This is a genomic window from Pseudomonas sp. Ors-4-3C (genome assembly GCF_055755035.1).
The window spans coordinates 1,139,934-1,165,559 of record NZ_CM146900.1; the positions used below are offsets into that span (position 1 = coordinate 1,139,934).

Annotated in this window: 24 protein-coding genes; 5 read left to right on the forward strand and 19 right to left on the reverse strand. The window is 60.9% G+C overall.

Annotated features, from left to right (window positions below; genetic code table 11):
* Positions 1-14: 14 nt before the first annotated feature.
* On the forward strand, positions 15-950 hold the full coding sequence (locus tag ACVHNU_RS05320; protein WP_003223152.1) for a lipid A biosynthesis lauroyl acyltransferase: 936 nt from the start codon (positions 15-17) through the stop codon (positions 948-950).
* A gap of 35 nt (positions 951-985) precedes the next feature.
* Positions 986-2,158, forward strand: a complete 1,173-nt coding sequence (locus tag ACVHNU_RS05325) for a patatin-like phospholipase family protein (protein ID WP_473019160.1) — start codon at positions 986-988, stop codon at positions 2,156-2,158.
* Positions 2,159-2,281: 123 nt separating this feature from the next.
* Here ACVHNU_RS05325 and ACVHNU_RS05330 read toward each other — a convergent pair whose 3' ends face one another.
* The 8 genes from ACVHNU_RS05330 to puuE form a co-directional block, all read right to left on the reverse strand.
* Positions 2,282-3,067 (reverse strand): outer membrane protein OmpK, encoded by a 786-nt coding sequence (locus ACVHNU_RS05330; RefSeq protein ID WP_003223156.1) that lies wholly within the window; start codon positions 3,065-3,067, stop codon positions 2,282-2,284.
* Between the two features lie 373 nt (positions 3,068-3,440).
* A complete protein-coding gene (locus ACVHNU_RS05335) occupies positions 3,441-4,226 on the reverse strand; it encodes an outer membrane protein OmpK (RefSeq protein ID WP_201138331.1) in 786 nt (261 codons plus the stop codon).
* Positions 4,227-4,385: 159 nt separating this feature from the next.
* Complete coding sequence (locus ACVHNU_RS05340) at positions 4,386-5,738, reverse strand: nucleobase:cation symporter-2 family protein (protein ID WP_473019161.1); 1,353 nt, start codon at positions 5,736-5,738, stop codon at positions 4,386-4,388.
* 237 nt (positions 5,739-5,975) lie between these two features.
* Entirely contained in the window at positions 5,976-7,289 is a 1,314-nt protein-coding gene (locus tag ACVHNU_RS05345) for a urate hydroxylase PuuD (protein WP_473019162.1), read from the reverse strand.
* A gap of 51 nt (positions 7,290-7,340) precedes the next feature.
* Complete coding sequence (locus ACVHNU_RS05350; RefSeq protein WP_007960046.1) at positions 7,341-7,844, reverse strand: ureidoglycolate lyase; 504 nt, start codon at positions 7,842-7,844, stop codon at positions 7,341-7,343.
* A gap of 117 nt (positions 7,845-7,961) precedes the next feature.
* A complete protein-coding gene (gene alc / locus ACVHNU_RS05355; RefSeq protein ID WP_003223166.1) occupies positions 7,962-8,957 on the reverse strand; it encodes an allantoicase in 996 nt (331 codons plus the stop codon).
* A gap of 87 nt (positions 8,958-9,044) precedes the next feature.
* On the reverse strand, positions 9,045-9,560 hold the full coding sequence (gene uraD, locus ACVHNU_RS05360) for a 2-oxo-4-hydroxy-4-carboxy-5-ureidoimidazoline decarboxylase (RefSeq protein WP_095114340.1): 516 nt from the start codon (positions 9,558-9,560) through the stop codon (positions 9,045-9,047).
* Entirely contained in the window at positions 9,557-10,483 is a 927-nt protein-coding gene (puuE, locus tag ACVHNU_RS05365; RefSeq protein ID WP_039769896.1) for an allantoinase PuuE, read from the reverse strand. Before puuE ends, uraD begins: the two co-directional genes overlap by 4 nt.
* Positions 10,484-10,905: 422 nt before the next feature.
* Here puuE and uraH point away from each other — a divergent pair, with 422 nt between their 5' ends.
* Complete coding sequence (uraH, locus tag ACVHNU_RS05370; protein WP_003223171.1) at positions 10,906-11,259, forward strand: hydroxyisourate hydrolase; 354 nt, start codon at positions 10,906-10,908, stop codon at positions 11,257-11,259.
* Positions 11,260-11,451: 192 nt separating this feature from the next.
* Here the strand turns inward: uraH and ACVHNU_RS05375 are convergent, their stop codons facing one another.
* The 3 genes from ACVHNU_RS05375 to ACVHNU_RS05385 form a co-directional block, all read right to left on the reverse strand.
* Positions 11,452-12,078 (reverse strand): LysE family translocator, encoded by a 627-nt coding sequence (locus tag ACVHNU_RS05375; protein WP_003223174.1) that lies wholly within the window; start codon positions 12,076-12,078, stop codon positions 11,452-11,454.
* Positions 12,079-12,168: 90 nt separating this feature from the next.
* Positions 12,169-13,518, reverse strand: coding sequence for an NCS2 family permease (locus ACVHNU_RS05380; protein WP_003223176.1), 1,350 nt, complete (start codon positions 13,516-13,518; stop codon positions 12,169-12,171).
* A gap of 291 nt (positions 13,519-13,809) precedes the next feature.
* Positions 13,810-14,256: a MarR family winged helix-turn-helix transcriptional regulator gene (locus ACVHNU_RS05385; protein ID WP_045122353.1), complete on the reverse strand. Its 447-nt coding sequence runs from the start codon at positions 14,254-14,256 to the stop codon at positions 13,810-13,812.
* Positions 14,257-14,338: 82 nt separating this feature from the next.
* Here ACVHNU_RS05385 and ACVHNU_RS05390 point away from each other — a divergent pair, with 82 nt between their 5' ends.
* Complete coding sequence (locus ACVHNU_RS05390) at positions 14,339-15,505, forward strand: aminotransferase-like domain-containing protein (protein ID WP_473019163.1); 1,167 nt, start codon at positions 14,339-14,341, stop codon at positions 15,503-15,505.
* Between the two features lie 6 nt (positions 15,506-15,511).
* On the opposite strand, the gene ACVHNU_RS05395 is transcribed toward ACVHNU_RS05390, so the two are convergent.
* The 8 genes from ACVHNU_RS05395 to ACVHNU_RS05430 form a co-directional block, all read right to left on the reverse strand.
* A complete protein-coding gene (locus ACVHNU_RS05395; RefSeq protein ID WP_103521097.1) occupies positions 15,512-16,960 on the reverse strand; it encodes an efflux transporter outer membrane subunit in 1,449 nt (482 codons plus the stop codon).
* On the reverse strand, positions 16,953-18,143 hold the full coding sequence (locus ACVHNU_RS05400; RefSeq protein WP_400499212.1) for an efflux RND transporter periplasmic adaptor subunit: 1,191 nt from the start codon (positions 18,141-18,143) through the stop codon (positions 16,953-16,955). Before ACVHNU_RS05400 ends, ACVHNU_RS05395 begins: the two co-directional genes overlap by 8 nt.
* 1 nt (position 18,144) lies before the next feature.
* Complete coding sequence (locus tag ACVHNU_RS05405) at positions 18,145-21,348, reverse strand: efflux RND transporter permease subunit (protein ID WP_473019164.1); 3,204 nt, start codon at positions 21,346-21,348, stop codon at positions 18,145-18,147.
* Between the two features lie 281 nt (positions 21,349-21,629).
* Entirely contained in the window at positions 21,630-22,001 is a 372-nt protein-coding gene (locus tag ACVHNU_RS05410; RefSeq protein WP_003223187.1) for a glutathione S-transferase N-terminal domain-containing protein, read from the reverse strand.
* 104 nt (positions 22,002-22,105) lie between these two features.
* Complete coding sequence (folE, locus tag ACVHNU_RS05415) at positions 22,106-22,651, reverse strand: GTP cyclohydrolase I FolE (protein ID WP_003204506.1); 546 nt, start codon at positions 22,649-22,651, stop codon at positions 22,106-22,108.
* Between the two features lie 77 nt (positions 22,652-22,728).
* Positions 22,729-23,286 (reverse strand): Smr/MutS family protein, encoded by a 558-nt coding sequence (locus ACVHNU_RS05420; RefSeq protein WP_003223189.1) that lies wholly within the window; start codon positions 23,284-23,286, stop codon positions 22,729-22,731.
* Positions 23,287-23,360: 74 nt separating this feature from the next.
* A complete protein-coding gene (locus ACVHNU_RS05425; RefSeq protein WP_003223191.1) occupies positions 23,361-23,681 on the reverse strand; it encodes a hypothetical protein in 321 nt (106 codons plus the stop codon).
* A gap of 130 nt (positions 23,682-23,811) precedes the next feature.
* Positions 23,812-24,402, reverse strand: a complete 591-nt coding sequence (locus ACVHNU_RS05430) for a cysteine hydrolase family protein (RefSeq protein WP_003223193.1) — start codon at positions 24,400-24,402, stop codon at positions 23,812-23,814.
* Between the two features lie 238 nt (positions 24,403-24,640).
* Between ACVHNU_RS05430 and prmB the strand changes: the two genes are divergently transcribed.
* A complete protein-coding gene (gene prmB, locus ACVHNU_RS05435; protein WP_003223196.1) occupies positions 24,641-25,549 on the forward strand; it encodes a 50S ribosomal protein L3 N(5)-glutamine methyltransferase in 909 nt (302 codons plus the stop codon).
* Positions 25,550-25,626 lie beyond the last annotated feature (77 nt).

The following is a 25,626-nucleotide window of genomic DNA, read 5'->3' on the forward strand; positions in this document are numbered from 1 at the left end:
TTACGGAAGCTTTAATGGATCGCCCGCGTTTTCGAAGAGCCTTTCTTTCTCCCCGCTTCTGGCCGCTCTGGTGCGGTCTGGGGCTGTTGTGGCTGGTCGTGCAGTTGCCGTATGCGGTTTTACTGACGATCGGTCGTATTCTGGGCGCATTGATGTATCGCGTGGCCGGCGACCGGCGGCGCATCGCCAAGCGCAATCTTGAGCTGTGCTTCCCGGAAAAGTCCGCCGCCGAGCGCAAACGCCTGCTCAAGGAAAACTTCGCCTCCACCGGCATTGCGTTTTTTGAAATGGCGATGAGTTGGTGGTGGTCCCGTGAGCGTCTGGCGAAGCTGGCCCACGTCGAAGGCCTGGAGCATCTGCAACAGGCCCAGCGCGAAGGCAAAGGCGTGATCCTCATGGCCGCGCACTTCACCACGCTGGAAATCGGTGCGGCGCTGCTCGGTCAGCAGCACACCATCGACGGCATGTACCGCGAGCACAAGAACCCGTTGTTCGACTTCGTCCAGCGTCGTGGCCGCGAGCGGCACAACCTCGATTCGCTGGCGGTGGAGCGTGACGATGTGCGCGGCATGCTCAAGCTGCTGCGTTCGGGCCGGGCGATCTGGTACGCACCGGATCAGGACTACGGCGCCAAACAAAGTATCTTCGTGCCGTTGTTCGGCATTCAGGCTGCAACGGTGACCGCCACCACCAAGTTCGCCCGGCTGGGCAAGGCGCTGGTGGTGCCGTTCACTCAGGAACGGCTGGCGGATGGCAGCGGTTACCGGCTGGTGATCCATCCGCCGCTGGAAGACTTCCCGGGTGAAACCGAAGAGGCCGACTGCATCCGCATCAACCAGTGGGTGGAAAGTGCATTGCGCGCCTGCCCTGAGCAATACTTGTGGGCGCATCGCCGGTTCAAGAGCCGTCCACCGGGCGAGCCGAAGCTTTACCCGAAACGGCGCGGCTGATTCCCTTACCCTTTCAAGCACCATGGAGCGTTGCGATGAGCCCAGTTGAACCGGTCACAGGTTTGATTCTTTCCGGCGGCGGGGCTCGGGCGGCGTATCAGGTGGGGGTGCTGGCGGCGATTGCCGAATTGCTGCCACTGGGTGCGGACAATCCGTTTCCGGTGATCGTCGGCACCTCGGCCGGGGCGATCAACGCGGTCAGCCTGGCCAGTGGCGCCACCGATTTTCGCGCGGCCATCGAACGCCTGACGCTGTTCTGGCAGGGCTTTCGCAGCCACCGGGTGCTGCGCAGCGACTGGCCGGGGGTGATCCGCCAGGCCAGCCGTTTCGTCAGCCACAGCCTGCTGGGTATGGGCCGCCACCTGCCGGTGGCGCTGCTCAACAGCTCGCCCTTACGCGATTTACTCAACGAAAAACTGCACATGTCCGGCATTGCCGAATCCATTGCCTGCGAGCAATTGCATGCGGTGGCGGTGACCGCGTTCGGTTATGAGTCGGGGCAAGCCGTCACGTTCTATCAGGGCGGCGGCAAGATCGATGCATGGTTGCGGCATCGCCGTATCGGTGTGCCGACGCAGTTGTCGGTGGACCACTTGCTGGCCAGTTCAGCAATCCCGCTGTTGTTTGCCCCGGTGAAAATCGGCGAGGAATATTTCGGTGACGGCGCAGTCCGCCAATCGGCGCCGATCAGCCCGGCGCTGCACCTGGGCGCGAGCCGGGTGCTGGTGGTGGGCGTCAGCGGCAACCCGCGCGGTTTCGATCCTCAGCAACCGCTGGAGCGCTCCTACACCGGTCAGCAGCCCACTCTGGCGCAGATTGGCGGGCACCTGCTCAACAGCACGTTCATCGACAGCCTGGAGAGCGACATCGAGTTGCTGCAGCGTCTGAACCAGTTCAGTCACCTGATGCCCGAGGGCGTGCCGACTCGGGAGCTGGGGGTGGCGCCGGTGGAGGTGCTGGTGATTGCGCCGAGTCAGCCGATCGATGAAATCGCGGCGCGGCATCGCCAGGAGTTACCGGCGGCGTTGCGCCTGTTCCTGCGCGGCCCGGGTGCGACCAAGACCAGTGGGGCAGGGGTGTTGAGCTATCTGCTGTTCGAGGCGGGGTATTGCAGCGAACTGATCGACCTGGGACGGCGCGATGCGTTGGCCAAGCGTGCAGAGTTGTGCCGGTTTCTGGGGATCAGCGAAGCGGTGGTGCCGGCCTGAGATTTGCGGTGCGGCCATTCGCGAGCAAGCCCGCTCCCACATGGGTTCTGTGTCGGTCACAAAACCAGTGTGGGAGCGGGCTTGCTCGCGAAGGCGTCCTTGCAGACGCCACTGATACCAGGATCAGAAGTGGAACTTCACCAGGAAGCTGGTCACGTTCTGATTGGTGGTAAAGCCACGGGAGTCTTCGATCCCGTATTTGTCTTTCCAGTAGTCGTACTCAACACCGACGTACAGCTGCTTCTCGCCAAAATGCAGGGCCTTGCCCAGGTCGTATTTGACCTGCGGGTTGAAGTGCAGGTTGGCGTGATACTCGCCCTTGTTGTTGACGTCGTTGTCGACCACCCAGTCCATGTAGCCGTCGATCAGCACGTTCGAGCTGCCGACCGGAATGGTGTAGGACCAGACCGGAGTGATCTGCCAGACGTTGTCACCCGGACGCGAGCTGTCGGTGTGGCGCTGGTAGAAGTTCAACTGGAAATAGTCGAAACCCGGGATCGCCAGATCGAAGCCAGGACCGATCAGGTACGACTCGACGTCGCCTTCACCGAACTCGTAAGTCATCGCCAGCAACACGTCCTTGATCGGGCCGAACTCGATCTTCTGGTCCAGGACTTTGCCCAGCGAAATACGTGGCTGGAACTCACCATAAGTGGTGTTCGGGCCGACGTTGGCGTCGTCCTTGCCGTTGTAGAAGATCTTGTCGACGAACAGGAAGTTATCCCCGTATTTCCAGGCGTCGGCGTGTTCGAAGGTGACGGTCTGCTGGATCGCCGGGTTGACCTTGAAGTCTTTGCCGTAGAGGTAGGTCAGGCTGTTGTTCTGCCATTGCAGCAGGCCATCGGCCATGGCCTGCCCCCCGGCCAACATCGATCCTGCGAGCATCAGGCTGGTGCACATACGTTTCATTCGGTTGCTCCCAAAGTAGGTGTTCCACGTTTATTTTTTTAAGATCGGCGCTCTGGTGTGGCGCCTTTTTTCGTTGCTGCAAAAGTCATCCGATCGGTCAGCTTCGCTGGTGATAGCAAGAGCTGGGCCAAGGCTTTCAGAAAGCAAAAAAACGCCCGTTCGGCTGCTGAAAAACAGTCGATTGAGCGTGTTTTCGGGATGCCTCGGTACTGACCGGGGCCGGGATAAGTTGGCTCTTCGGTCAGGAATTAAATCCGGGCTTTTTTTTAGACCGAATTCAAGAGGCCGCGGAGAATACTGACTCCTCGGCCAGGTCTCAAGTGCCCCGCAACAGAGCACCGACGACAGGTATGGGGCACGGTTGCGGGCCATCTTAGAAGTGCACCTTCACCAGCAGGCTGGCGGTGTTCTGGTTGGTGTCGAGGTTATGGCTGCTTTCGACTCCGTACTTGTTCTTCCAGTAGCTGTACTCGGTGCCGACGTACAGTTGCTTGTGGCTCCAGCCCAGGGCTTTGCCCAGGTCGTATTTGATCTGCGGATTGATGTGCAGGTTGGCGTGGTAGGTGCCGCGCGAGTTCTGGTCGTTGTCGACGACCCAGTCCAGATAGCCGTCGATCAGCAGATCGGAATTGCCCACGGGAACGCTGTACGACCAGCCCGGGGTGACCTGCCACACACCGTCTCCAGGGCGCGGGCCTTCGGTGTGGCGGCGGAAGATGTTCAGGGTCACGTAGTTGAAGCCAGGCACTTTCAGGTCGAAGCCGGGGCCGATCAGGTAGGCCTCGCTGTCGCCTTCGCCGTACTCGTAGGTCATCGCCAGCAGCACGTCCTTGATCGGGCCGAACTCGAGCTTCTGGTCGAAGATCTTGCCGAACGAGAAGCGCGGAGTGAATTCGCCGTAGTAGGTGTGCGGGCCTTTGTTGCGGTCGTCCTGGCCGTTGTAGAAGATCTTGTCGACGAACAGGAAGTTGTCGCCGTACTTCCATTTGTCAGCGTGCTCGAACGTCACCGTCTGCTGGATCGACGGGTTGATCGCGAAGTTCTTGCCATACAGGTAGCTCAGGCTATTGGTCTGCCACAGCAGTAAATCGCCGGCCATGGCCTGACTCGCGGCCAGCAGGCCGCCACTCAAAAGAACGTTGGTTTGCGTGCGAATCATCTGTTGCTCCCTCTTGTTTTTATTGTTGAGGCAGGGTGTTGCATAGTCCATGTGGGAGCGAGCTTGCTCGCGAAAGCGGTGTGTCATTCAACAGTGATGTTGACTGACATGGCCTCTTCGCGAGCAAGCTCGCTCCCACAGGGGTAATCGGTAATGCTGTTAATGCGCATGGCAGTCGTTGATCGCTGCGCGTTCGGCGCCGCCGAGGATGTTGAACAGCAGGTTCAGGGTCAGCGCGCTGAGCGTGGCCATGGCGATGCCGCTGTGGGTGATCGGGCTCATCCACATCGGCAGGTGCGCGAAGAACTCCGGACGCACCACCGGGATCAGTCCCATGCCGATGCTCACCGCCACCAACAGTTGGTTGCGACGGTCACCGATGTCGGCTTCCTGAAGGATCTTGATCCCGGTAGCCGCCACCATGCCGAACATCGCAATCGCTGCACCGCCAAGCACCGCCGGTGGAATCGACGCCACCAGGAACGCCGCTTTCGGCAGCAGGCTCAGCACGATCAGCAGACCACCGGCGACGATGGTCACCGAGCGGCAGCGCACGCCGGTCATCTGCACCAGGCCGATGTTCTGCGCGAACGAGGAGTGGGTGAAGGTGTTGAAGAACCCGGCAAAGAACGATGCAGCCGCGTCACACATCAAGCCGCGACGCAGCATGCGCGGGCAGACTTCCTGGCCGGTGATCTTGCCCAGCGCCAAGAACATTCCGGTGGACTCGACGAAGATGATCACCACCACCAGGCACATCGACAGGATCGGCGCGAGTTCGAATTTCGGCATGCCGAAGTGCAGCGGGGTGACGAACTGAACCCATGGCGCGCTGGCCATGCCGCTCAGGTCGACCATGCCGATGGCGCCGCAGAGCACGTAGCCCAGGCACATGCCGATCAGCACGGAAATATTGACCCAGAACCCGCGCATGAAGCGGTGGATCAACAGAATGGTCGCCAGCACCAGGGCGGCGATGGCCAGGTAAATCGGCGAGCCGAATTGCGCAGCCGCGGCGCCGCCACCGGCCCAGTTCACAGCCACGGGAAATAACGATAAACCGATCGAGGTGATGACTGTGCCGGTCACCAGCGGCGGGAAGAAACGCACGACCTTGGACATGAACGGCGCGATGAGCATGCCGAAGAACCCGGCGGCGATGGTTGCACCGAAGATCCCTTGCAGACCAATACCGGGCATACCGGCCATGGCGACCATGCTACCGACAGCGGCGAAACTGGCGCCCATCATCACCGGCATGCGGATGCCCATCGGGCCGATACCCAGCGACTGGACGATGGTGGCGATACCGGCGACCAGCAGGTCGGCGTTGATCAGGAAGGCGATTTCTTCACGACTCAGGCCAGCGGCCTGTCCGATGAACAACGGCACCGCGATGGCACCGCCGTACATCAGCAGAACATGTTGCAAACCGACCAGGATCAGTTGCAAAAGGGGCAAACGCTGAATGGCGGGTGCGTCGGGGATGCGCGCTTTGGACAGCTCGGACATGCAACACCTCGGATCTTTTTTATTCTTGTGATTGAACAGCTGCCGGGTGGCTCACAGCTGTCCTTTTGCATCATTCATAGTTGTGGCTGCAGAGCTTGTTTGTGGCGAGGGAGCTTGCTCCCGCTGGACTGCGTAGCAGTCCCTGCTCTTCAGGCAAAGAGAGGGGCCGCTTCGCGACCCAGCGGGAGCAAGCTCCCTCGCCACAAAAGCCTGCTTTTACACAGGCTTTTGTGTTGCTCAGTTGGTCTGGGCTCCCTGCGCGATCCATGCACCGATCAGGTCACGTTCCTGCTGGGTCATCTGCGTGATGTTGCCCAGTGGCATGATCTGCGTGGTGATGGCTTGCGCCTGGATCCGCGCCGCGTTCTGGCGGATCTGCTCGGGGGTGTCGAACATCACACCGGCAGGTGCCGCGCTGAACAACGGGCTGGTCGGTTTGGCCGAATGGCAGACCGCGCAGCGTTCCTGGATCACGTTGTGCACCTTGTCGAACGCAGGACCGGCGTTGGACGCTTGCGCCGGTGCTGCCGCAGGGGCTGCTGGCGCTGCAGGTGCCGCCGCTTCAGCCGGTTTCGCGCCACCGCCCAGTGCCGTTTCCGGCAGTGGCTGGTACTCGATTTTCGCGGTTGCCTTGGCCACGTCCGGTGCGGTCGGCATCGGCGCAGGGCCGGTGACGTACGCCAGGGTGATCATGCCCACCGCTGCCACCGGCAGGGTCCAGGCAAACTTGTGGCTGTCGTGACGGGTGTTGAAGTAGTGACGCACCAACACCGCCAATACCGCAATCCCGGCCAGGATCAACCAGTTGTACTGGCTGCCGTAAGTGCTCGGGAAGTGGTTGCTGATCATGATGAACAGCACCGGCAGGGTGAAGTAGTTGTTGTGACGCGAACGCAGCAGGCCCTTGGCTGGCAGCGCCGGATCCGGCGTGCGGTTCTCGGCGATCGCTGCGACCAGTGCACGTTGCGCCGGCATGATGATGCGGAACACGTTACCGACCATGATGGTGCCGATGATCGCGCCGACGTGCAGGTACGCACCACGACCGCTGAACACCTTGCTGAAGCCATACGCCGCGCCGATGATCAGCACGAACAGGATGAAGCCCAGCAGAGCAGGTTTTTTGCCCAGTGGCGAATCGCAGAGGAAGTCGTAGATGAACCAGCCGGCGATCAGCGAACCGATGCCGATGGCCACGCCTTCAGGGCCGGTCAGGCCGCTGCCGGGTGCCACGAGGTAGAGCACGGGGTTGGAGTAGAACACCACGCACAGCAGCGCGATCCCCGACATCCAGGTGAAGTAGGCTTCCCATTTGAACCAGTGCAGGTTCTCCGGCATCGACGGTGGGGCCAGTTTGTATTTTTCCAGGTGATAGATACCGCCGCCGTGGATTGCCCACAGATCACCGGCAAGACCGGTTTTCGGGTTGACGCGGTTGAGGTTGTTCTCCAGCCAGACGAAGTAGAACGACGCGCCGATCCAGGCCACGCCAGTGATCATGTGAACCCAGCGCACGCTCAGGTTCAGCCATTCCAACAGATGTGCTTCCACAGTCTTTACCTCTCGCCTGTCACCCTTGTTGTCGGGTGATCAGACCTTCTCTTATTGGTGGGGGGCGAGGATCAAACGCTCATCCTCTTTGAAAAAATGCTCATCGCAGTTATTGCCTGTGCCACTGCGATCAACCACCAGGAAGTCATCCCGCTTTTCGATCGTCAGCACCGGGTGGTGCCAGACGCCGCGATGGTAATTGATGCCCTGCCTGCCGTTGGTGACGAAGGCGCGGACCAAGCCTGATACAGGTTCATCGCCAAGTGGCGCGACCACGATCAGAAAGGGGTTGCCGAGCAGCGGAATGAAAGCCTGGCTGCCCAGCGGATGGCGTTCCAGCATGCTCACGGTCAGCGGCATGTCCTGCGCGTCGGCGCGGAAGATGCTGATGATCGCGTTGTCCTCAGGCGTAGCGGTTTCGACCGTCGCCAGTTTGTGGAAGCGCATGGTCGAACCGTTGTTGATCATGAAGTGGTCGCTGCCGTCGGTTTCGATCACGTCACCGAAGGGGGCGAAGGCTTCTTTGGTCAGCGGTTCAATCGTTAGTGTGCGCATGCTGTTCTTCTTATCCGAATTCTGTGTTGTTTGATCTGACGCTTTCGCGAGCAAGCTCGCTCCCACAGGAATTGCGATCAATGTGGGAGCGAGCTTGCTCGCGAATGGTCGCGCCGCTTACTTCGCTACCTTGCCCAAAACGCGCAGGCGACTCACGCCACCATCCGGGAACACGTTCAGACGGATGTGGGTGATCGGGCCCAGTGCCTTGATCTGCTCGACGAAGGTGTGTTCGGCGTGCATTTCCAGCTTCTGGCTCGGCAGCAGTTCACGCCAGAACAGCGACTGGGTTTCGATCTGGCTGTCGGTGCCGCCCTTGACGAACGCGCCCTGGATCGAGCAGGTGTCCGGGTAGTTGCCCTTGAAGTGCAGGGTGTCGACGATGATTTTTTCGATCTCGCCCGGGTGGCCCAGCGCGACGATCACCCAGTCATTGCCCGGGGTACGACGACGTGCGGTTTCCCAGCCGTCGCCCATGTTGATGCCACGGCCCGGGTTGAGGATGTTGCTCATGCGGCCGAAGTGTTCGTCGGAGCAGGCGAGGGCGCGGCCACCGTTGAGGGCTGCGGCCAGGTCGACTTGCTCGTTATCGCCAACAGCCGACCAGTCGCGGAACGGAATGCCGTACACGCGCAGACGGGCGACACCGCCGTCCGGGTAGATGTTGAAGCGCAGGTGGCTGAACGCTTGGTCGTTGCTGATTTCGTGGTAGTGGTGGCTGTTGCCTTGCAGTTCGACGGCCGACAGCACTTCAGTCCACTGGGTGTTTTCGTCCGGCTCGCCCGAGGCCAGGAAGCACGCTTCCAGCGAGGCCGATGGCGGGAAGTTGCCGGTGAAGAATGAGGTGTCGATGTCCACGCCTTTGATCGAGCCCGGTACGCCCAGACGGATCACCGCGCTGTCGTAGCCTTCAAAGCGCTTGCGACGCGATTCCCAGCCGTCCATCCACTTGCCGTTGTCGTCGAACACACCCTCCTTCCACACGGCCGGGGTCGGCTGAAACAGACGATTGGCGTCTGCGAACCAGTCATCGGTGACCGAAATGATTTTGGTGCCCAGACGGGCATCGGCCAGGTTGACGAACTTCTCGAAAGGTACGGCGTAAGCTTTCATTCTTCTTGTCTGCCTTTAATAAGTTGGCTGGGGATGCTTGCGAGGCCCTGGGCATTCTCCGCGTCTGACATGCTCGGGCCAGGCTTGCTAAAGAGTCAGTAAACGGAACAGGGCGATCTTGTTGATCTCCGCCAGCGCGCATTTGAATTCGGTGTCGACCGAGTTGTGAATGCGCGTTTCGAACGCCGCGAGGATCTGATGCCGGTTGCTGCCTTTTACCGCCATGATGAAGGGAAACTTGAACTTGGCCTTGTAGGCGTCGTTCAGCTCGGTGAAGCGCTGGAACTCTTCGGCCGTGCATTGGTGAATACCGGCGCCAGCCTGTTCATTGGTGCTGGCTTCGGTCAATTGACCCTGGACGGCGGCTTTGCCGGCCAGGTCCGGGTGAGCGTTGATCAGTGCCAGTTGACTGGCGTGATCGGCGCTCAACAGGATGTCGCTCATGCGCTGGTGCAGGGTTTCGATCTCGTCGATCGAAGCGTCCGCGCCCAGGTCGTAGGCCTTCTCGGCCACCCATGGCGAATGTTCGTAGATGTCGGCGAAGGCTTTGACGAAGGCGTCGCGGCTCAGGGTCGACGGTTGCAGGGTTTGAAAGCGGCTCATTTGGCGGCCCCTTGGTACGGGTGGGTTTCGTGCCAGTGGCGTGCGATGTCGACGCGACGGCTGAACCACACCTGTTCATGACTTTTAGCGTATTCGATGAAGCGCTTGAGCGAGGCCAGACGCGCCGGACGGCCGATCAGGCGGCAGTGCAGACCGATCGAGAGCATCTTCGGCGCTTCGGCGCCCTCGGCGTAGAGCACGTCGAATGCGTCTTTGAGGTATTCGAAGAAGTCGTCGCCCTTGTTGAAACCCTGAACTTGCGTGAAGCGCATGTCGTTGGTGTCGAGGGTGTACGGGATTACCAGGTGCGGCTTGCCGGTCGGGTTGTTCGGTTCCCAGTAGGGCAGGTCGTCGTCGTAGGTGTCGCAGTCGTAGAGGAAACCACCTTCTTCCATCACCAGACGACGGGTGTTCGGGCCAGTGCGGCCGGTGTACCAGCCCAGTGGGCGCTCGCCGGTGAGTTCGGTGAGGATGCGGATCGCTTCGAGCATGTGCTCGCGCTCCTGCGCCTCATCCATGTACTGGTAGTCGATCCAGCGGTAGCCGTGGCTGCAGATCTCGTGACCGGCTTCGACCATCGCGCGGATCACGTCCGGGTGGCGCTGGGCAGCCATGGCTACGGCGAAGATGGTCAGTGGAATGTCGAATTCCTTGAACAGTTTCAGGATCCGCCAGACGCCGGCGCGGCTGCCATACTCGTAAAGCGATTCCATGCTCATGTTGCGCGCGCCTTGCAGCGGCTGGGCAGCGACCATTTCCGAGAGGAAGGCTTCAGATTCTTTGTCGCCGTGCAGGATGTTGCGTTCGCCGCCTTCTTCGTAATTGAGCACGAACGACAGGGCGATGCGGGCATTGCCCGGCCAGTGTGGGTGAGGAGGGTTACTGCCGTAACCGATCAGGTCGCGTGGGTAGTCAGCGCTCACTGCAGTCTTCCTTCTTGTTCGTTGACAGGTTTGTGTAACGGCATGCACAGGCTGGCGTCACAGCGATGGGCTGATTGTATACAACTTTATTCTCAATTTGTAAGCCTGAATTTTCGCATTTTTCACCGACTGTCATCTTTTGCTGCTAATGGCGTAAACCTGCAAGAAACCTGCCTGATCAGTCAGCTAATGGCTGTGAGGTTCAATAGCCAGGCGCTTTAGGCGCAGATCCGCGGTAAACGCCCGAATGACGAGGGTGATGCGAAAAATGTCGTTTTTTATTGTGTACAATTTTTTTGAAAAGTGTCTTAATCAGTCGCTCGCCGCAACTTTTCGTGCTCCGAATCGGTGCGGTCTCCTTTTTACCTGACTTCGGGAGGCGCGAAGTCTGACTGCTCTTTGCGGCCAGGCGCGCAGAATCAATGGGACGTTTGACAACACACGTTTTGGACGCTGCACACGGTTGCCCGGGCAGCTCGATCAAGGTCGAGCTGTACCGCGTCGAAGGTTCGCACCTGGAATTGGTCGCCAGTGCGATAACCAACAGCGATGGCCGGGTCGATGCGCCATTGCTGCAAGGCGATGATTACCGCACCGGGGTCTATCAGGTGCAGTTCCACGCCGGCGATTACTACCGCGCCCGTGGCGTTCAGTTGCCGGAACCGGCGTTCCTCGACGTGGTGGTGCTGCGTTTCGGCATCTCCGCCGAACAGGATCACTACCACGTGCCACTGCTGATCTCGCCTTACAGCTATTCCACCTATCGGGGCAGCTGACCCCCAAGCAGCTGCCCCCACCGGGAAGCGACTGCGCATATAGCTTCTTTGGTCTTTCGCCCGCTCACACTGCGGGCTTTTTTTCGCCTGGAGGAAAGTGTTGTCTGATCTGACGCCTTCGCGAGCAAGCCCGCTCCCACATTTGGAATGCATTCCCTTGTGGGAGCGGGCTTGCTCGCGAAGCTTTTGCTGTCAGCGGCTCAACAGGGAAGCAGCCCCGGCACCACTGAACAACCCGGCACTCACCCGATTGAACCAGCTCTGTCCCTTGCCGCTACGCAGATACCGCGCCGCACCATGCGCGCCCAACCCGTAAGCCAGTTTGCAGCACAGATCCAGCACCACCCACGTGGCAATCATGATCAGCAACTGCGGCAGGAACGGCTGTTGTGCGCTGAGGAACTGCGGCAGAAACGCGGCGAAGAATAGAATGTCTTTCGGATTGCTCGCGCCCAAGACAAACGCACGCCCGAACAGTGTGCGAAAGCGTGGCACTGGTGCGGCTTGTGGTACTTCGGCACCGACCGCTGGCTGACGCGATTGCTGCCAGCTCTGCCAGGCGAGATAGAACAGGTAGAGCGCGCCGACGATTTTCAGGGCGCTGAACAGTTGTTCCGACGCCAGCAGCAGGGCGCCGAGCCCCAGCGCCGAAGCACTGAGCAGGCAGATCGAGGCGATCACGCCGCCGAGAAATGCCGGGTAAGAGCGGCGCAAGCCGTAGTTCAGACTGTTGCTGATCATCAACAACGACAGCGGCCCCGGAATCAGGATCACCACCAATGCAGCGCCGCTGAACAGCAACCAGGTTTCCAGACTCATCACTTTGCTCCTTTTTTTGTTGTACTCAAGAATGTGCAAAAGCCCCACCCGCGAGGGTGAGGCTGGTTTGACGCTTGAACCGCGTGTCGCTTACAAGAAGATGAACTTGGCGATGAAGATCGCGCAGAGCACCCACAGGCTGACGGAAATTTCCTTGTACTTGCCGGTGCCGGCCTTCAGCGCCACGTAGGTGATGAAGCCCAGCGCAATGCCATCGGCGACCGAGAAGGTCAGCGGCATCATGATCGCGGTAACAATCGCCGGGATGGCGTCAGTGGCCTCATCCCATTCGATGTGCGCCATGCCGCCCATCATCAGCATCGCTACGTAAATCAGCGCACCGGCAGTGGCGTAAGCCGGAATCATCCCGGCCAGCGGTGCGAAAAACATCGCTGCTATAAATAGCACACCCACGGTGACTGCGGTAAGACCAGTCCGACCACCAGCCGCTACGCCAGCGGCACTTTCCACATAGCTGGTGACGGGCGGAACGCCGACCACCGCACCGAAGACGCTGGAGGCGCTGTCGGCTTTCATCGCCCGGGAGAGGTTTTCGATACGCCCGTCAGCGTTGACCAGATTGGCGCGCTGGGCGACGCCCATCAGGGTGCCGGCGGTGTCGAACATGTGTACGAAGAGGAAGGCCAGGACCACGCTGATCATGCTGACGTTGAACACACCGGCGATGTTCATCGCCATGAACGTAGGCGCCAGGCTCGGCGGGGTCGACATGATGCCCGAGTAGTGCACGATGCCCAGGCCCCAACCGGCGAGGGTCACGGTGATGATGCTGATGAGGATCGCGCCAAAGACTTTGTGGTAGCTGAGGATCGCGATCATCAGGAAGCAGATCGCGGCGAGCAGCGGGCCGGGCTCGCGCAGGGAGCCGAGTTTGATCAGCGTCGCCGGGCTGTCGACGACGATGCCGGCGGTCTTCAGGCCGATCAGCCCGAGGAACAGACCGACACCGGCGCCCATCGCAAAGCGCAGGCTGACCGGGATGCTGTTGAGCAGCCATTCGCGAATCCGCGAGAAGGTCAGGATCATGAACAGCACGCCGGAGACGAATACCGCACCGAGCGCGGTCTCCCAGTTGTAGCCCATGGTGCCGACCACGGTGTAAGTGAAGAATGCGTTGAGGCCCATGCCCGGCGCCAGGCCCACCGGCCAGTTGGCGTACAGACCCATCAGCAGGCAGCCGAGCGCGGCGGCGATGCAGGTGGCGACGAAGGCTGCACCGTGATCGATCCCGGCATCGGCCATGATGTTCGGGTTGACGAAGATGATGTAGGCCATGGTGATGAAGGTTGTCAGACCGGCAATCAGCTCGGTCTTCACCGTGGTGCCATGCAAGCTGAGTTTGAAGATGCGCTCCAGCACGCCTGTGCGTAAAGGCGGCGAGAGTTCCAGCGTCGATGCTTCGGATTTGCGGCTTTCCACAGCGAGTACTCCTCAAGAGTTTTATTGTTATTTCCAGGGCCGGACCCATGAGGGGTGGCAGCAGCCCTTTGAGGCATACGCGAATTTGTTGACCATGCGGTCAGGAACTCGCACGCAGTGGATTATGCTTTTGTGTACAAATAAAGCAAATATTGTTTTTGGTTTTGTTTACGAAAGGTCAGGCGATAGGGATATATCGCTCTTGGGGGCCCCTTCGCGAGCAAGCTCGCTCCCACATTTGAAATGCGTTCCACTGTGGGAGGGGGCTTGCTCCCGAAGAGGCCAGCCCAGTCAATCGAGAGGTGACTGAGTGTTCCCAAGCGCCATATTCACCGCCAGCCAGCCATTCACCGCCGCCTCCCCAGCCTCGGCAAACACCCGCTCGAGCAACTTCACTTGCTCACGGCGCAACGCCTGCTCGAACTTCGCACCTTCCACGGTCAATTCCAGCAGACGCTTACGCTTGTCCGCCGCCGACGCCACGCTGTCCACCAAGTGCATTTCCTGCAGTTGGCGCAACGGCATGTTCAGCGCCTGTTTGCTCACGCCGAGCAATCCCAGCAACTCCTTCACACTCAAATTCGGATAGCGCGCGATGAAAAATACAATCCGCTGATGCACCCGGGACAGACCGCGGCGCTCCAGCATTTCATCGGCCTTGGCGGTGAACGCCTGATAGCCGAAGAAAAACGCTTCCATCGCCTGTTGCTGGCTGGCGGGGCTTTTAAGGTCAAGCATGTTGACGTACTCGCTCAAGCTGTCGTAGTTTCGGTCAAGCAGTTTGACTCAAATCTCTCCAGCCTCGCTACCGGTGACTCCCATGGCTTTTTCCGAACGTGTCTCGCGCCTTAAAAGTTCTCTGATCCGTGAAATCCTCGCCGCCGCCCAGCGCCCGGAGGTGATGTCGTTCGCCGGTGGCTTGCCCGCCGAAGCCATGCTGCCGAAAGTCGAATGGGCCGAGATGCCGCTGGCGCTGGGTCAGTACGGCATGAGCGAGGGCGAGCCGGCGCTGCGTGAAGCGCTGGCGGCGGAGGCGAGGGCGCTGGGCCTGGCGTGCGAGGCGAGTCAGGTGCTGGTGGTCAGCGGTTCCCAGCAGACCCTCGATCTGGCGGCCAAGTTATACATCGACAAGGGCACCGAAATTCTTCTGGAGGCGCCGACCTACCTGGCCGCGCTACAGATCTTCCAGCTGTTTGGCGCCGATTGCCTGACCGTGCCGCAAGAATCCGATGGCCCGAATCTCGCTCAACTGCGCAGTCGACTTGAGCAACATCGCCCGGCGTTCATCTACCTGATCCCGACGTTCCAGAATCCCTCCGCCGTGCGCTACAGCGAAGCCAAGCGCGCCGCCGTCGCCGCGTTGCTGGATGAATTCGGCGTGACCCTGATCGAAGACGAGCCGTACCGCGAACTGACGTTCGATGGCGGCAGCGCCAAACCGATTGCCGGGCGCCTGCACAAAGCCAGCTGGATCTACACCGGCACCGTATCGAAAACCCTGCTGCCGGGCCTGCGCGTCGGCTACCTGATCGCCAGTCCGGACCTGTTCCCGCATTTGCTCAAGCTCAAACAGTCGGCGGATCTGCACACCAACCGCATCGGCCAGTGGCAGGCGCTTCAGTGGATCGGCAGTGAAAAATATCAGCAGCACCTGAGCGAGTTGCGCGGTTTTTACCGGCAGCGGCGCGATGCGTTCCAGTCTGCGCTGGAAACGCATTTCTCTGATCTGGCGCACTGGAACATGCCGCAGGGCGGGCTGTTTTTCTGGCTGACGCTAAAGCAACCGCTGGATACGCGAACGCTGCTCAACGCCGCGCTGGCCAGCGACGTAGCGTTCATGCCCGGTGAGCCGTTCTTTGCGGATCCGGACAACCATTACGGGCATCTGCGCCTGAACTTCAGCCACATCGATCCGGCGCGTCTCAATGAAGGGCTCAAGCGACTGGCGGCGGTGGTGCGCCAAGCCCAGGCAGCGTTAGCGGCGTAAGAGCGATCACTCTTTCTGCGCGGCGATGCTCGCCAACTCCTCGTTCGACCAGCCGCCACCCAGCGCCTTGATCAAGCCGACATTGGCGCTGAGCTGACGGGTCTGCAAATCCAGCACACTGCTCTGCGCCTGCAGGGCGGTGGTCTGCGCCGACACCACATCCAGATAACCCACCGCCCCTTGACGATACTGGTCCAGCGCAAGGTTCTCCGACTGCTGCGCCGCGTCCGCCGCGTCGCGCTGATCCTTCAGTGCCGAGCCTAGGCCGGACACCAGCGACAGGTTGTCTTCGACTTGGGCGAACGCCGCCAGTACCACGCTGCGATAGTGCGCGCCGGCTTCGTCGGTGGCGGCCCGTGCTGCATCCAGTTCAGCCTGATGTGCGCCGCCATCAAAAATAGTGCCCAACAGCGAAGGGCCGATGACCCAGAAAAGATTGGGTGCGGAAAGCAGTTTGGCGTACTCGGCACTTTGAAAACCGGCCTGCGCGCTCAGGGTCAGGCTGGGATAGAACGCGGCCTTGGCCACGCCGATTTTCGCGTTGGCTTCAGCGGTGCGGCGCTCGGCGGCGGCGATGTCCGGGCGGCGCTGCAACAAGGTTGACGGCAACCCGACCGGCACTACCGGCAGGGTCACCGGATGAGTGCTCTCGGCGATGCTGAAGTCCGAGGCCGATGCGCCGACCAACGCGGCGATCGCATGTTCCAGCAAGGCCCGTTGCGCCTGGTTTTGCGTCAGCTGCGATTTGGTCGATGACAATTGCGTGCGGGCACGGGCCACGTCCAGTCCGGAGACGATGCCGCCGTCATGCAGGCCCTGCGTCAGGTTCAGGGCTTTCTCGAACGCCGCACCGGTTTCCTTCAGCAGGCGGGTTTGCTGATCCAGTCCGCGCAGGCGGATGTAGGTGTCGGCCAGTTGCGTCTGCAGGCTCAGGCGCGCCGAGGCCAGGTCAGCCTTCTGCGCCTGGGCTTCGTCCTTGCCGGCGGCGACCGTGTCGCGCACCCGGCCCCACAAATCCACCTCGTAATCGATCTCGGCCCCGAGCGTCACCGAGTTGTACTCATCCGGGCCGCCATTGCGCAGCGGCTTGTTGTCCGACTGGCGAATGCGCTGCGGCTGGGCATTGCCGGTGATGCTCGGAAACAGCCCGGCCTCGACCTGTTTGACGAACGCCTGCGCCTGGGCGTAATGCGCCAGCGCGGCGCTCAGGTCGGGGTTGTTGTGCAGCAATTGCTGTTGCAGCGCGTCGAGCTGCGGGTCGTTGTACATCCGCCACCAACCATCGCGGTTCAACTGGTCGGAAGGCTGCGCCGTGGTCCACGGTGCGACCGTGTGAAACGGCGCGGCAACCGGCGTCGGCGGCACGTGGTAGGTGGGTGCCAGCGAACAGGCATTGAGCCCGAGCGCCGCGCCCAACACCCACGCGGCAGTGCACAACGCCGAGCGCTCAGCCATTGTTTTTGCCTCCCTTGTCGGGCTGCACGATCTGCACGCTGTCATCGTCGGCGAGGCCGTCCGGCGGGGTATCGATCACTCGGTCACTGGCCAGCAGGCCGGAGCCGATCTCCACTGAATCTCCCAACTCGCGGGCAATGGTGATGGTCTTGAAACGCACCTTGTCATTTGCATCCAGCGTCGCCACGCGCAAGCCGTGTTCGTCGTAGCGCAACGCACTGGCCGGCAGCCGCAAGGCGTTGACCTGCACCGGCAACTTGAACTCGACATTGGTGAAGCCGCCCGGGATCAGGCGTCCGCCGGGGTTATCCACCAGCAACTGAACCAGTGTCGTGCCGGAGGTGGCATTCACCGAGTCGGCGGTGGCGATGACCTTGGCCGGAAACTGCTCCTTCTGATATTCCGGCACGGTCAGATTGGCGCTGGTCCCCGCACGGACCAGTGGCGAAAAATTCTGTGGTACCTGCACATAAACCCGCAAGCGGCTGACATCGGACACCACAAACAGCTCGGGACCGTTGCTGCCGCTGCCAGCGTTGATCAGCGCGCCGACATCGGTTTCGCGCGCGGTCACCACGCCATCGAACGGCGCTACCAGACGCTGAAAGCCTTTGGTTGCCACCAATCGGTCGACGTTGGCTTTTGCCGCCAGTACCTGCGCCTGCTTGGCGCTGAGGTCGCCGTTGCGTTGATCAACGTCCTGGCGCGACACCGAATCGGAGGCCAGCATCGCCTGCCAGCGCTTTGCCGTGGTCGCCGCCAGCGACTCGTTGGCCTGGGCGGTGGCGAGGTCGGCGCGGGCTTGCAGCAGTTGTTGATCAAGCTCCGGGGCATCGATTTCGGCGAGCAATTGACCGGCCTTGACCGGCGCACCGATGTCGAATTTCCATGACTTCAAATACCCGCTGACGCGGGCGAAAATCGAGGCGCGGGAGTACGCCTCCAGCCGTCCCGGCAGATTCAGCACCGGACCTTGCGGGGCGATGCTTGGCGAGATCAGCACCACGTTGGCCACGGCCTGTTTGTCGGTCCAGTCCTTGAGCGTGCGCGATTCGCTGACGCGCCAGATGATGCACGCGATGACGATCAACACCAGCACCAGCCCGGTCAATGCGATGCGCCACAGACTGTGCTTGCGCCGCTGGGGCGCAGGGGTGTCCGGGGCAATGTGCTCGTCAGTCATGTCAGGCGCCCTCCGGGGCAGGAGGCAGTGGCGCGTCAGCGGCCGGGGCCGGCTCGCGGGCGTCTCGGGCGTGGACAATGCTGAAAATGATCGGCACCAGGAACAACGTCGCCATCGTGGCGAAGGACAGCCCGCCGATCACCGCCCGACCCAGTGGCGCGTTTTGCTCGCCACCTTCTCCCAGGCTCAGGGCCATCGGGGTCATGCCAATGATCATCGCCAGCGCGGTCATCAGCACCGGGCGAAAACGGGTGAACCCGGCCTCCAGTGCCGAACTGACCGGGTCACCATGGGCATCGAGGCGCTCGCGGCAGAAACTGACCACCAGAATCGCGTTGGCGGTTGCCACCCCGATGCACATGATCGCCCCGGTCAGCGCCGGCACCGACAATGGCGTGTGGGTGAGAAACAGCATCCAGACAATCCCTGCCAGTGCCGCCGGCAACGCCATGAGAATCACGAATGGATCGAGCCACGACTGGAAGTTGACCACGATCACCAGATAGATCAGCACCACTGCGCCGAGCAAGCCGTAGAGCATGCCGTTGAACGCACTGTTCATGGTTTGCACCTGGCCTTGCAGGGCGACTTTCGAACCCTTCGGAACATCTTTGGCGTGGGCATTAATGATGTCCTGAATATCCGCCGCCACGGCGCCAAGGTCGCGGTCCTGAGTCGACGCGAAAATCTCCACCACCGGTTGCAATTCCGACTGGCTGAACACCGAATGGCTGTTGGTGCGCTCAAGCGTCGCCAGACCGCCGAGAATCTGCTGGTCATTGCCGGCGCCGGTCGGACTCAGTGGCAGGTTGTTCAGCGCTGACAGCGAGTCGAGGTTGTATTGCGGCGTCTGCATCACGATCGGATAAGAAATGCCGTTGGCGGTGTTGAGCCAGTACGTCGGCGCCACCTGACTCGAACCCGCGAGGTTGACCACCAGACTGTTGGTCACATCGCGTTCGGTGATGCCCACCAGTTGCGCGCGGGTACGGTCGACGTTGACCTGAAAGGTTGGCAGTTGCTCGGATTGTTGCAGGCGCGCATCGGCCACTCCCGGGACTCGCCGGATCTCACGCAACAAGGTATTGGCGTAGGCGAAATTGGCGACTTGATTGCCGCCCTGGATCTGCAGGTCGATGGGCGCCGACGCACCGAAATTCAGGATCTGCCCGACGATATCCGCCGGTGGAAAGGAAAACACCAGACTGGGAAATTGCCTGGGCAGTTGCTCGCGAATCTGCCGCATATAGTCGGCGCTGGGACGGTGACCGTCATTGAGCTTGATGTGGATGTCGCTGTCCTGCGAACCCACGGTGCCGGTGTTGTTGTAGGTGATGTTGATGCCGCTGATAGACAGGCCGATGTTGTCGACCACCGAGCCGAGATCGGCGGGTGGGATGATGCGGCGGATCGCGTTCTCGACGTCGTAAATCAGCTCGGCGGTCTTCTCTACGCGGGTGCCGACCGGCGCGCGTACATGCAGCAGGATCTGTCCCGCATCGACCGCCGGAAAAAAGTTGCGCCCCAGAAACGGCACGAGGGTGAACGACAAAAGCACGAAGCCGAAAAAGCACACAACAAAAATTCCCCGGTGGTGCAGGGTGGTTTCCAGCATCGCGTGGTAGCGATCGCGAACGGCCTCGAAGCGCTTCTCGAAACCGCGTTGAAAACGCACCAGCGGATTGCGCGAACGCTGATTGTGCGCTGCTTGTTCCTCCTTGGTGTGCGGCTTGAGCAGGTAGTTGGCCATGGTCGGCACCAGCGTCCGCGACAGCAGGAACGAAGCGATCATGGCGAACACCACCGCTTCGGCCATCGGCACGAACAGATAGCGGGCGATGCCTTCAAGGAAGAACATCGGCACGAACACGATGCAGATGCACAGCAGCGAAACGAAGGCCGGGGTGACGATTTGCGCGGCACCGTCGAGGATCGCGGTCTTCACCTCTTTACCCTGTTCCAGGTGCCAGTTGATGTTTTCGATGGTGACCGTCGCTTCATCCACCAGAATCCCCACTGCCAGGGCGAGGCCACCGAGGGTCATGATATTGAGGGTTTCGCCGAGGGCGGCGAGGGTCGCGATCGAGGCCAGAATCGACAGCGGAATCGACACGGCAATGATCACCGTCGAGCGCCAGCTGCCAAGGAACAGCAGAATCATCAGGCTGGTCAGGGCTGCCGCGATGATCCCTTCCTTGGCCACGCTGCTGATCGCTGCGCGGACGAACACTGACTGATCCTCGATGAACTCGATTTTCAGGTTGTCAGGCAGCGCAGCCTTGGAGTCGGCGAGTTTGTTGCGGATACCGTCGATCACGCCAAGGGTCGAGGCCGACCCGGTCTTGAGAATGGTCAGCAGCACCGAGCGGCTGCCGTTGACGTGAACGATGTTGGCTTGAGGGGGATTGCCGTCACGCACGGTCGCCACATCGCGAATCAGCACTGTGGTGCCGTTGGCGGTCTTGATCGGTAAATCCTGCAGGTCCTTGAAGTCCGTCGGCGCGTTGTTCAGCAGCAGCGGGTACTCATAGTCGCCGATTTTTTCGGTGCCCACCGGGGTGATCAGGTTCTGCGTGGCCAGTGCGTTAGCTACATCCTGCCCCGAGAGCCCGCGGGCCTGCATGGCGGCCGAGTCGAGGTCGATCTGGATCTGCCGGCTCTTGCCGCCGAACGGATAGGGGATGGCCGCTCCGGCGACAGTGGTCAGCATCAATCGCACGGTGTTCAGGCCGATATCGCCCAGTTGTTGTTCGCTCAGATTCTTGCCGGACAACGCCAGTTGAATGATCGGCACCGTCGAGGCGCTGTAGTTGAGGATCAGTGGCGGGGTGGTCGCCGGCGGCAACTGGCGCAGGATCGCTTGCGACACCGAAGTCACTTGCGCGTTGGCGTTGGTGATATTGACGTTGGGCTGGAAGAAAATCTTCACGATCCCGAAGCCGTTAAGCGACTGCGCCTCGATGTGGCGGATGTCGTTGACCGTGGTGGTCAATACGCGCTGGAACGGTGAGGTGATCCGTCCGGCCATTTGGTCGGGCGACAAACCGGTGAACTGCCAGATCACCGCGATCACCGGAATGCGGATCTCGGGAAAGATGTCGGTGGGCGTACGCAGCGCCGCCAGCGGACCGGCGATCAGGATCAGAATCGCCAGCACCACAAAGGTATACGGTTTTCCCAGCGCGATACGTACCAGTGCATGCATTGCGATTGTCCGGGCAACGGAGCGGACAGCGATACGAGCGATGAACGGGCCGTGAGCGCTTGATCGACTGCCTGTCCGTGGGAGCGTGGGTGAGCCCGGATGGCAGGTGAATGCGCCTCTGGCTCTGCTTCTCGCAGAATAGACCGCCGTGACTGTGGCAGCCGGCAAATCGACCAACAGTAGATGAATATTTAGTTAGCTTGGTAAGCAATCAGGCGTGACCCGCCCCCTGTGGGAGCGAGCTTGCTCGCGAAGGCGTCGCTCAGGACACCGAAAATCATTCAGATAGCAGCAAACCGCTTATCCAGATAATCAATGATCACCTTGGACTCATACATCCAGGTCGTCTGCCCATTCTCTTCAATGCGCAGGCACGGCACTTTGATCTTGCCACCCTGTTCCAGCAGCGTCTGGCGGTCATGCTCGTTGTTCTTCGCGTCCTTGAGCGCCACCGGCACGTTCAGACGACGCAGGGTGCGACGGGTTTTCACGCAGAACGGGCAGGCGTGGAACTGGTACAGCGTCAGGTCTTTGGCGGCCGAGTTGACCTGTGCCTGAACTTCGGCCGGACGCTGTTTCTTGCCCGGGCGGGTAATGAAGTCGATGAAGATGATCAGTTGGCCGAGGCCGACACGAAGCGCTTTGACGAACACGTTGAAAGCCTCACGGTGCAAAGAGAGAAGGGCGCGCAGCTTACCCGATTTTTTGCGGGCGAAAAAAAACCGGCGATGAATGCCGGTTTTCTTCGTACCGCGAATTACTTGATCAGGCTGAGGAATTCGCTGCGGGTTGCTGCGTTTTCGCGGAACTCACCGAGCATCACCGAAGTGATCATCGACGAATTCTGCTTTTCCACACCGCGCATCATCATACACATGTGCTTGGCCTCGATCACCACGGCCACGCCCAGCGCGCCGGTGACTTGCTGCACCGCATCGGCGATCTGGCGGCTGAGGTTTTCCTGAATCTGCAGGCGGCGGGCGTACATGTCGACGATCCGCGCGACCTTCGACAGGCCCAGCACCTTGCCGCTCGGGATATACGCAACATGCGCCTTGCCGATGAACGGCAGCAGGTGGTGTTCGCACAACGAGTACAGCTCGATGTCCTTGACCAGCACCATTTCGCTGTTGTCGGAGCTGAACAGGGCACCATTGGTGACCTCTTCGAGCGTCTGTTCATAACCGCGGCAGAGGTACTGCATGGCTTTAGCGGCACGCTTTGGCGTGTCGAGCAGGCCCTCGCGGGACACGTCCTCGCCCAGTTGGCCGAGAATCGCGGTGTAATTCTGTTCCAGGGACATGAAACTACCTGTGGGGATTTTCGCAAAGGGCAAGGGTACGGTGGCGGACACGACCCTGCAAGTTCGGTGTAACGCGATTATTCGTCGCGGCCTTCCATCATGGTGCGTTTGAGCATCACGTAAACCGCACCGGCACCGCCATGTTTCGCCTGGCACGAGGTGAAACCGAGCACTTGCGGATGCTGGCGCAGCCAGGTGTTGACGTGGCTCTTGATCATCGGCCGCTTGCCGTCCAGACGCACGGCCTTGCCGTGGGTGACGCGCACGCAGCGGATTTCGAATTTGGTCGCTTCGGCGAGAAAGGCCCAGAGAGTTTCCCGGGCCTTCTCTACGTTCATGCCGTGCAGGTCGAGGCTGCCTTCGAACGGGATCTGGCCGATCTTGAGCTTGCGCATCTGGCTTTCCTGCACCCCGTCGCGGGCCCACATCAACTCGTCTTCGGGGCCGACGTCGATCACGAACTGATCGGACAGGCCATCCACGGTGGTGGTGTCGGTGCGCACGGTGGCGGACTGGCGCAGCTTGGCGATCCGCGCGCGGTCAGCCTTGGGTTTGCCGGTGTCGGCGCGGTCGTGCTTGATCGGCTTGACGCCTTGGATCGCACTTTTGAACAGGGAAAAATCGTCGTCTTGCATGTCAGCCTCCGCGAAGGGCGGCCAGTTTACCCAAGTCGAAACAAAACGGCCCGGCAAAAAGCCAGGCCATCACCTCAGTCGTGTTTTTTCATCAGGTGCGGGGACATGTTCAGTTCCCGCGATTGCCGGGCGCGACGCCGGCATCGACGCCACAGCGCCACGCCGAAGTACAGGAACAACAAACCGACCGCCAGAATGATCGCCGAACCCGTCGGCGTGGCATTCAAGTCGCCGAGCGCCGGCGGGCGCCCCAGCAGGCTGGCGGCTCCGGCCATCGCCAGCAACACACCGAACGTCGCCAGAATGGCGGCGATCGCTGCGCCGAATCGAAAACGCCAGTTGCTTTGGCCTTTGGGCCGCAAGCGGCGTGCGTCAAATCCATCGGATAACTTCATTCCGACCTTCCTCAATGGGTATCGGCCCTTCGACCGGGAGTTGACCGGGTTGTTCCTGAGGCTAAGGCAATTGAAGCAAATGCGAGGCTTTTGCGGATGAGCGGCGCTGTGAGCCGCTCATCAGAGCAGATCAGATCAGATCTTGAGTCAGGGCGAGAGTGGCGAAGTTGTCGGCCATGATCGCCATTTCCGCTTCCTGCACCACGGCGGCACTGAGTACGCGGCCCTTGAACGGCAGGTCACGGGTGGCGCAGGCGTCTTCGACCAGGGTGCAACGGAAGCCGAGGTTCTTCGCCGCGCGCACGGTGGTGCTGACGCTGGAATGGCTCATGAAGCCGCAGACGATCAGGTCCAGCGAGCCAAGATTCTGCAAACGGTCGAGCAGTTCGGTGCCGTGGAACGCGCTCGGCAGCAGTTTGCCGATGATGGTTTCATCACCCTGTGGCTCGAGGCCGGGGATGAACTCGCCACGCTCGCCCTGCGGGTCGAACAGGCCACCGACGGTACCGAGATGACGCACGTGCACGATCGGCCGACCGGCTGCACGGGCCGCGGCGACCAGTTGTTTGATGTTCGCGACGGCCGCGTCCATGCCGCTCAGGGCCAGCGGGCCACTGAGGTACTCTTTCTGGGCATCGATGATGACCACGGTGGCATGGCTCAGAGTGGCCGCTGCGTAACCGCGGCCGCTGAGTTGAAACATCGTTTTTGGAACGGACATTCGGGGCTCCTTGGGGTGGGGCTTTTGCGGCATTGTCCTCTGGCTGAGCGGTTCTGTGAACCGCTACCATCGTAGGCACCGTCGTTACTGGCCTGCAGCCTTGTCAAGTTACACGTTCTGTTCAATAGCTGATGCAAAAATCAGAAAAGTCCTACTGTTGCTCCGCTGATTTTCCTGCGTCGTCGGCGGGCGTTTTGGCTGGTAGAATCGTCAGTCGTTTTTTCTGGAGTTCTGCCCCGTGATCACTTCCCGACTTCGTACCCTGCGCGACCACATCCGTTGGGCCGTCAGCCGCTTCCATGGGGAGGATCTGTTTTTCGGTCATGGCACCGACAACGCCTGGGATGAAGCCCGGCAACTGGTGCTCGGTGCCCTGCACCTGCCGTGGGAAATTGCCGACAGCTACCTCGATTGTGCGCTGGAAGACGACGAACTGGTCAACCTGCAACGCCTGCTCAAGCGCCGCATTGAAGAGCGCATCCCGACGGCGTACCTGCTGGGCGAGGCGTGGTTCTGCGGCATGTCGTTCATCGTCGATGAGCGCGTGCTGATCCCGCGTTCACCGATTGGCGAACTGATCGAAAACCGCTTTGCACCGTGGATCGGCGACGAGCCTGCGCGGATTCTCGACCTGTGCACCGGCTCCGGTTGCATCGGCATCGCCTGCGCCTACGAATTCCAGAACGCCGAAGTGGTGCTGGCGGATCTGTCGTTCGAAGCACTGGAAGTGGCCAATCAGAACATCGAGCGTCATGGCGTCGATGAGCGCGTTTATACCGTGCAGGGCGATGGTTTCGATGGTTTGCCGGGGCAGCGTTTTGACCTGATCGTGTCGAACCCGCCGTACGTTGACGCGGAAGATTTCGCCGACATGCCGGATGAATACCAGCACGAACCGGAGCTGGGCCTGGCCTGCGGTGATGACGGTCTGAACCTGGTCCGGCGGATGCTCGCCGAAGCGGCAGATCACCTTACCGAGAAGGGTTTGTTGATTGTCGAAGTGGGCAACAGCCAGGTGCACGTCGAAGCGCTGTACCCGGAAGTCGACTTCGCCTGGCTCGAATTCGAGCGCGGCGGGCATGGCGTGTTCATGCTGACGGCGGAGCAGTGCCGCGAGCATCAGGCGCTGTTCGCTTCTCGCGTTTGACCTGACTGACTTCTGTGGCGAGGGAGCTTGCTCCCGCTGGTCTGCGAAGCAGACCCAAAATATGCAATGACGGTGCA

Excerpts from the sequence above, each read along its gene's own strand:
- ACVHNU_RS05325 (WP_473019160.1), top strand. The coding sequence starts at position 986 with ATGAGCCCAGTTGAACCGGTCACAGGTTTGATTCTTTCCGGCGGCGGG.
- ACVHNU_RS05330 (WP_003223156.1), bottom strand. The coding sequence starts at position 3,067 with ATGAAACGTATGTGCACCAGCCTGATGCTCGCAGGATCGATGTTGGCC.
- ACVHNU_RS05420 (WP_003223189.1), bottom strand. The coding sequence starts at position 23,286 with ATGCAAGACGACGATTTTTCCCTGTTCAAAAGTGCGATCCAAGGCGTC.
- uraH (WP_003223171.1), top strand. The coding sequence starts at position 10,906 with ATGGGACGTTTGACAACACACGTTTTGGACGCTGCACACGGTTGCCCG.
- ACVHNU_RS05400 (WP_400499212.1), bottom strand. The coding sequence starts at position 18,143 with ATGACTGACGAGCACATTGCCCCGGACACCCCTGCGCCCCAGCGGCGC.
- alc (WP_003223166.1), bottom strand. The coding sequence starts at position 8,957 with ATGAAAGCTTACGCCGTACCTTTCGAGAAGTTCGTCAACCTGGCCGAT.
- ACVHNU_RS05430 (WP_003223193.1), bottom strand. The coding sequence starts at position 24,402 with ATGTCCGTTCCAAAAACGATGTTTCAACTCAGCGGCCGCGGTTACGCA.
- ACVHNU_RS05390 (WP_473019163.1), top strand. The coding sequence starts at position 14,339 with ATGGCTTTTTCCGAACGTGTCTCGCGCCTTAAAAGTTCTCTGATCCGT.
- ACVHNU_RS05405 (WP_473019164.1), bottom strand. The coding sequence starts at position 21,348 with ATGCATGCACTGGTACGTATCGCGCTGGGAAAACCGTATACCTTTGTG.
- ACVHNU_RS05350 (WP_007960046.1), bottom strand. The coding sequence starts at position 7,844 with ATGCGCACACTAACGATTGAACCGCTGACCAAAGAAGCCTTCGCCCCC.
- ACVHNU_RS05320 (WP_003223152.1), top strand. The coding sequence starts at position 15 with ATGGATCGCCCGCGTTTTCGAAGAGCCTTTCTTTCTCCCCGCTTCTGG.
- ACVHNU_RS05395 (WP_103521097.1), bottom strand. The coding sequence starts at position 16,960 with ATGGCTGAGCGCTCGGCGTTGTGCACTGCCGCGTGGGTGTTGGGCGCG.
- uraD (WP_095114340.1), bottom strand. The coding sequence starts at position 9,560 with ATGAGCCGCTTTCAAACCCTGCAACCGTCGACCCTGAGCCGCGACGCC.
- folE (WP_003204506.1), bottom strand. The coding sequence starts at position 22,651 with ATGTCCCTGGAACAGAATTACACCGCGATTCTCGGCCAACTGGGCGAG.
- ACVHNU_RS05375 (WP_003223174.1), bottom strand. The coding sequence starts at position 12,078 with ATGAGTCTGGAAACCTGGTTGCTGTTCAGCGGCGCTGCATTGGTGGTG.
- ACVHNU_RS05385 (WP_045122353.1), bottom strand. The coding sequence starts at position 14,256 with ATGCTTGACCTTAAAAGCCCCGCCAGCCAGCAACAGGCGATGGAAGCG.
- ACVHNU_RS05335 (WP_201138331.1), bottom strand. The coding sequence starts at position 4,226 with ATGATTCGCACGCAAACCAACGTTCTTTTGAGTGGCGGCCTGCTGGCC.
- ACVHNU_RS05425 (WP_003223191.1), bottom strand. The coding sequence starts at position 23,681 with ATGAAGTTATCCGATGGATTTGACGCACGCCGCTTGCGGCCCAAAGGC.
- ACVHNU_RS05340 (WP_473019161.1), bottom strand. The coding sequence starts at position 5,738 with ATGTCCGAGCTGTCCAAAGCGCGCATCCCCGACGCACCCGCCATTCAG.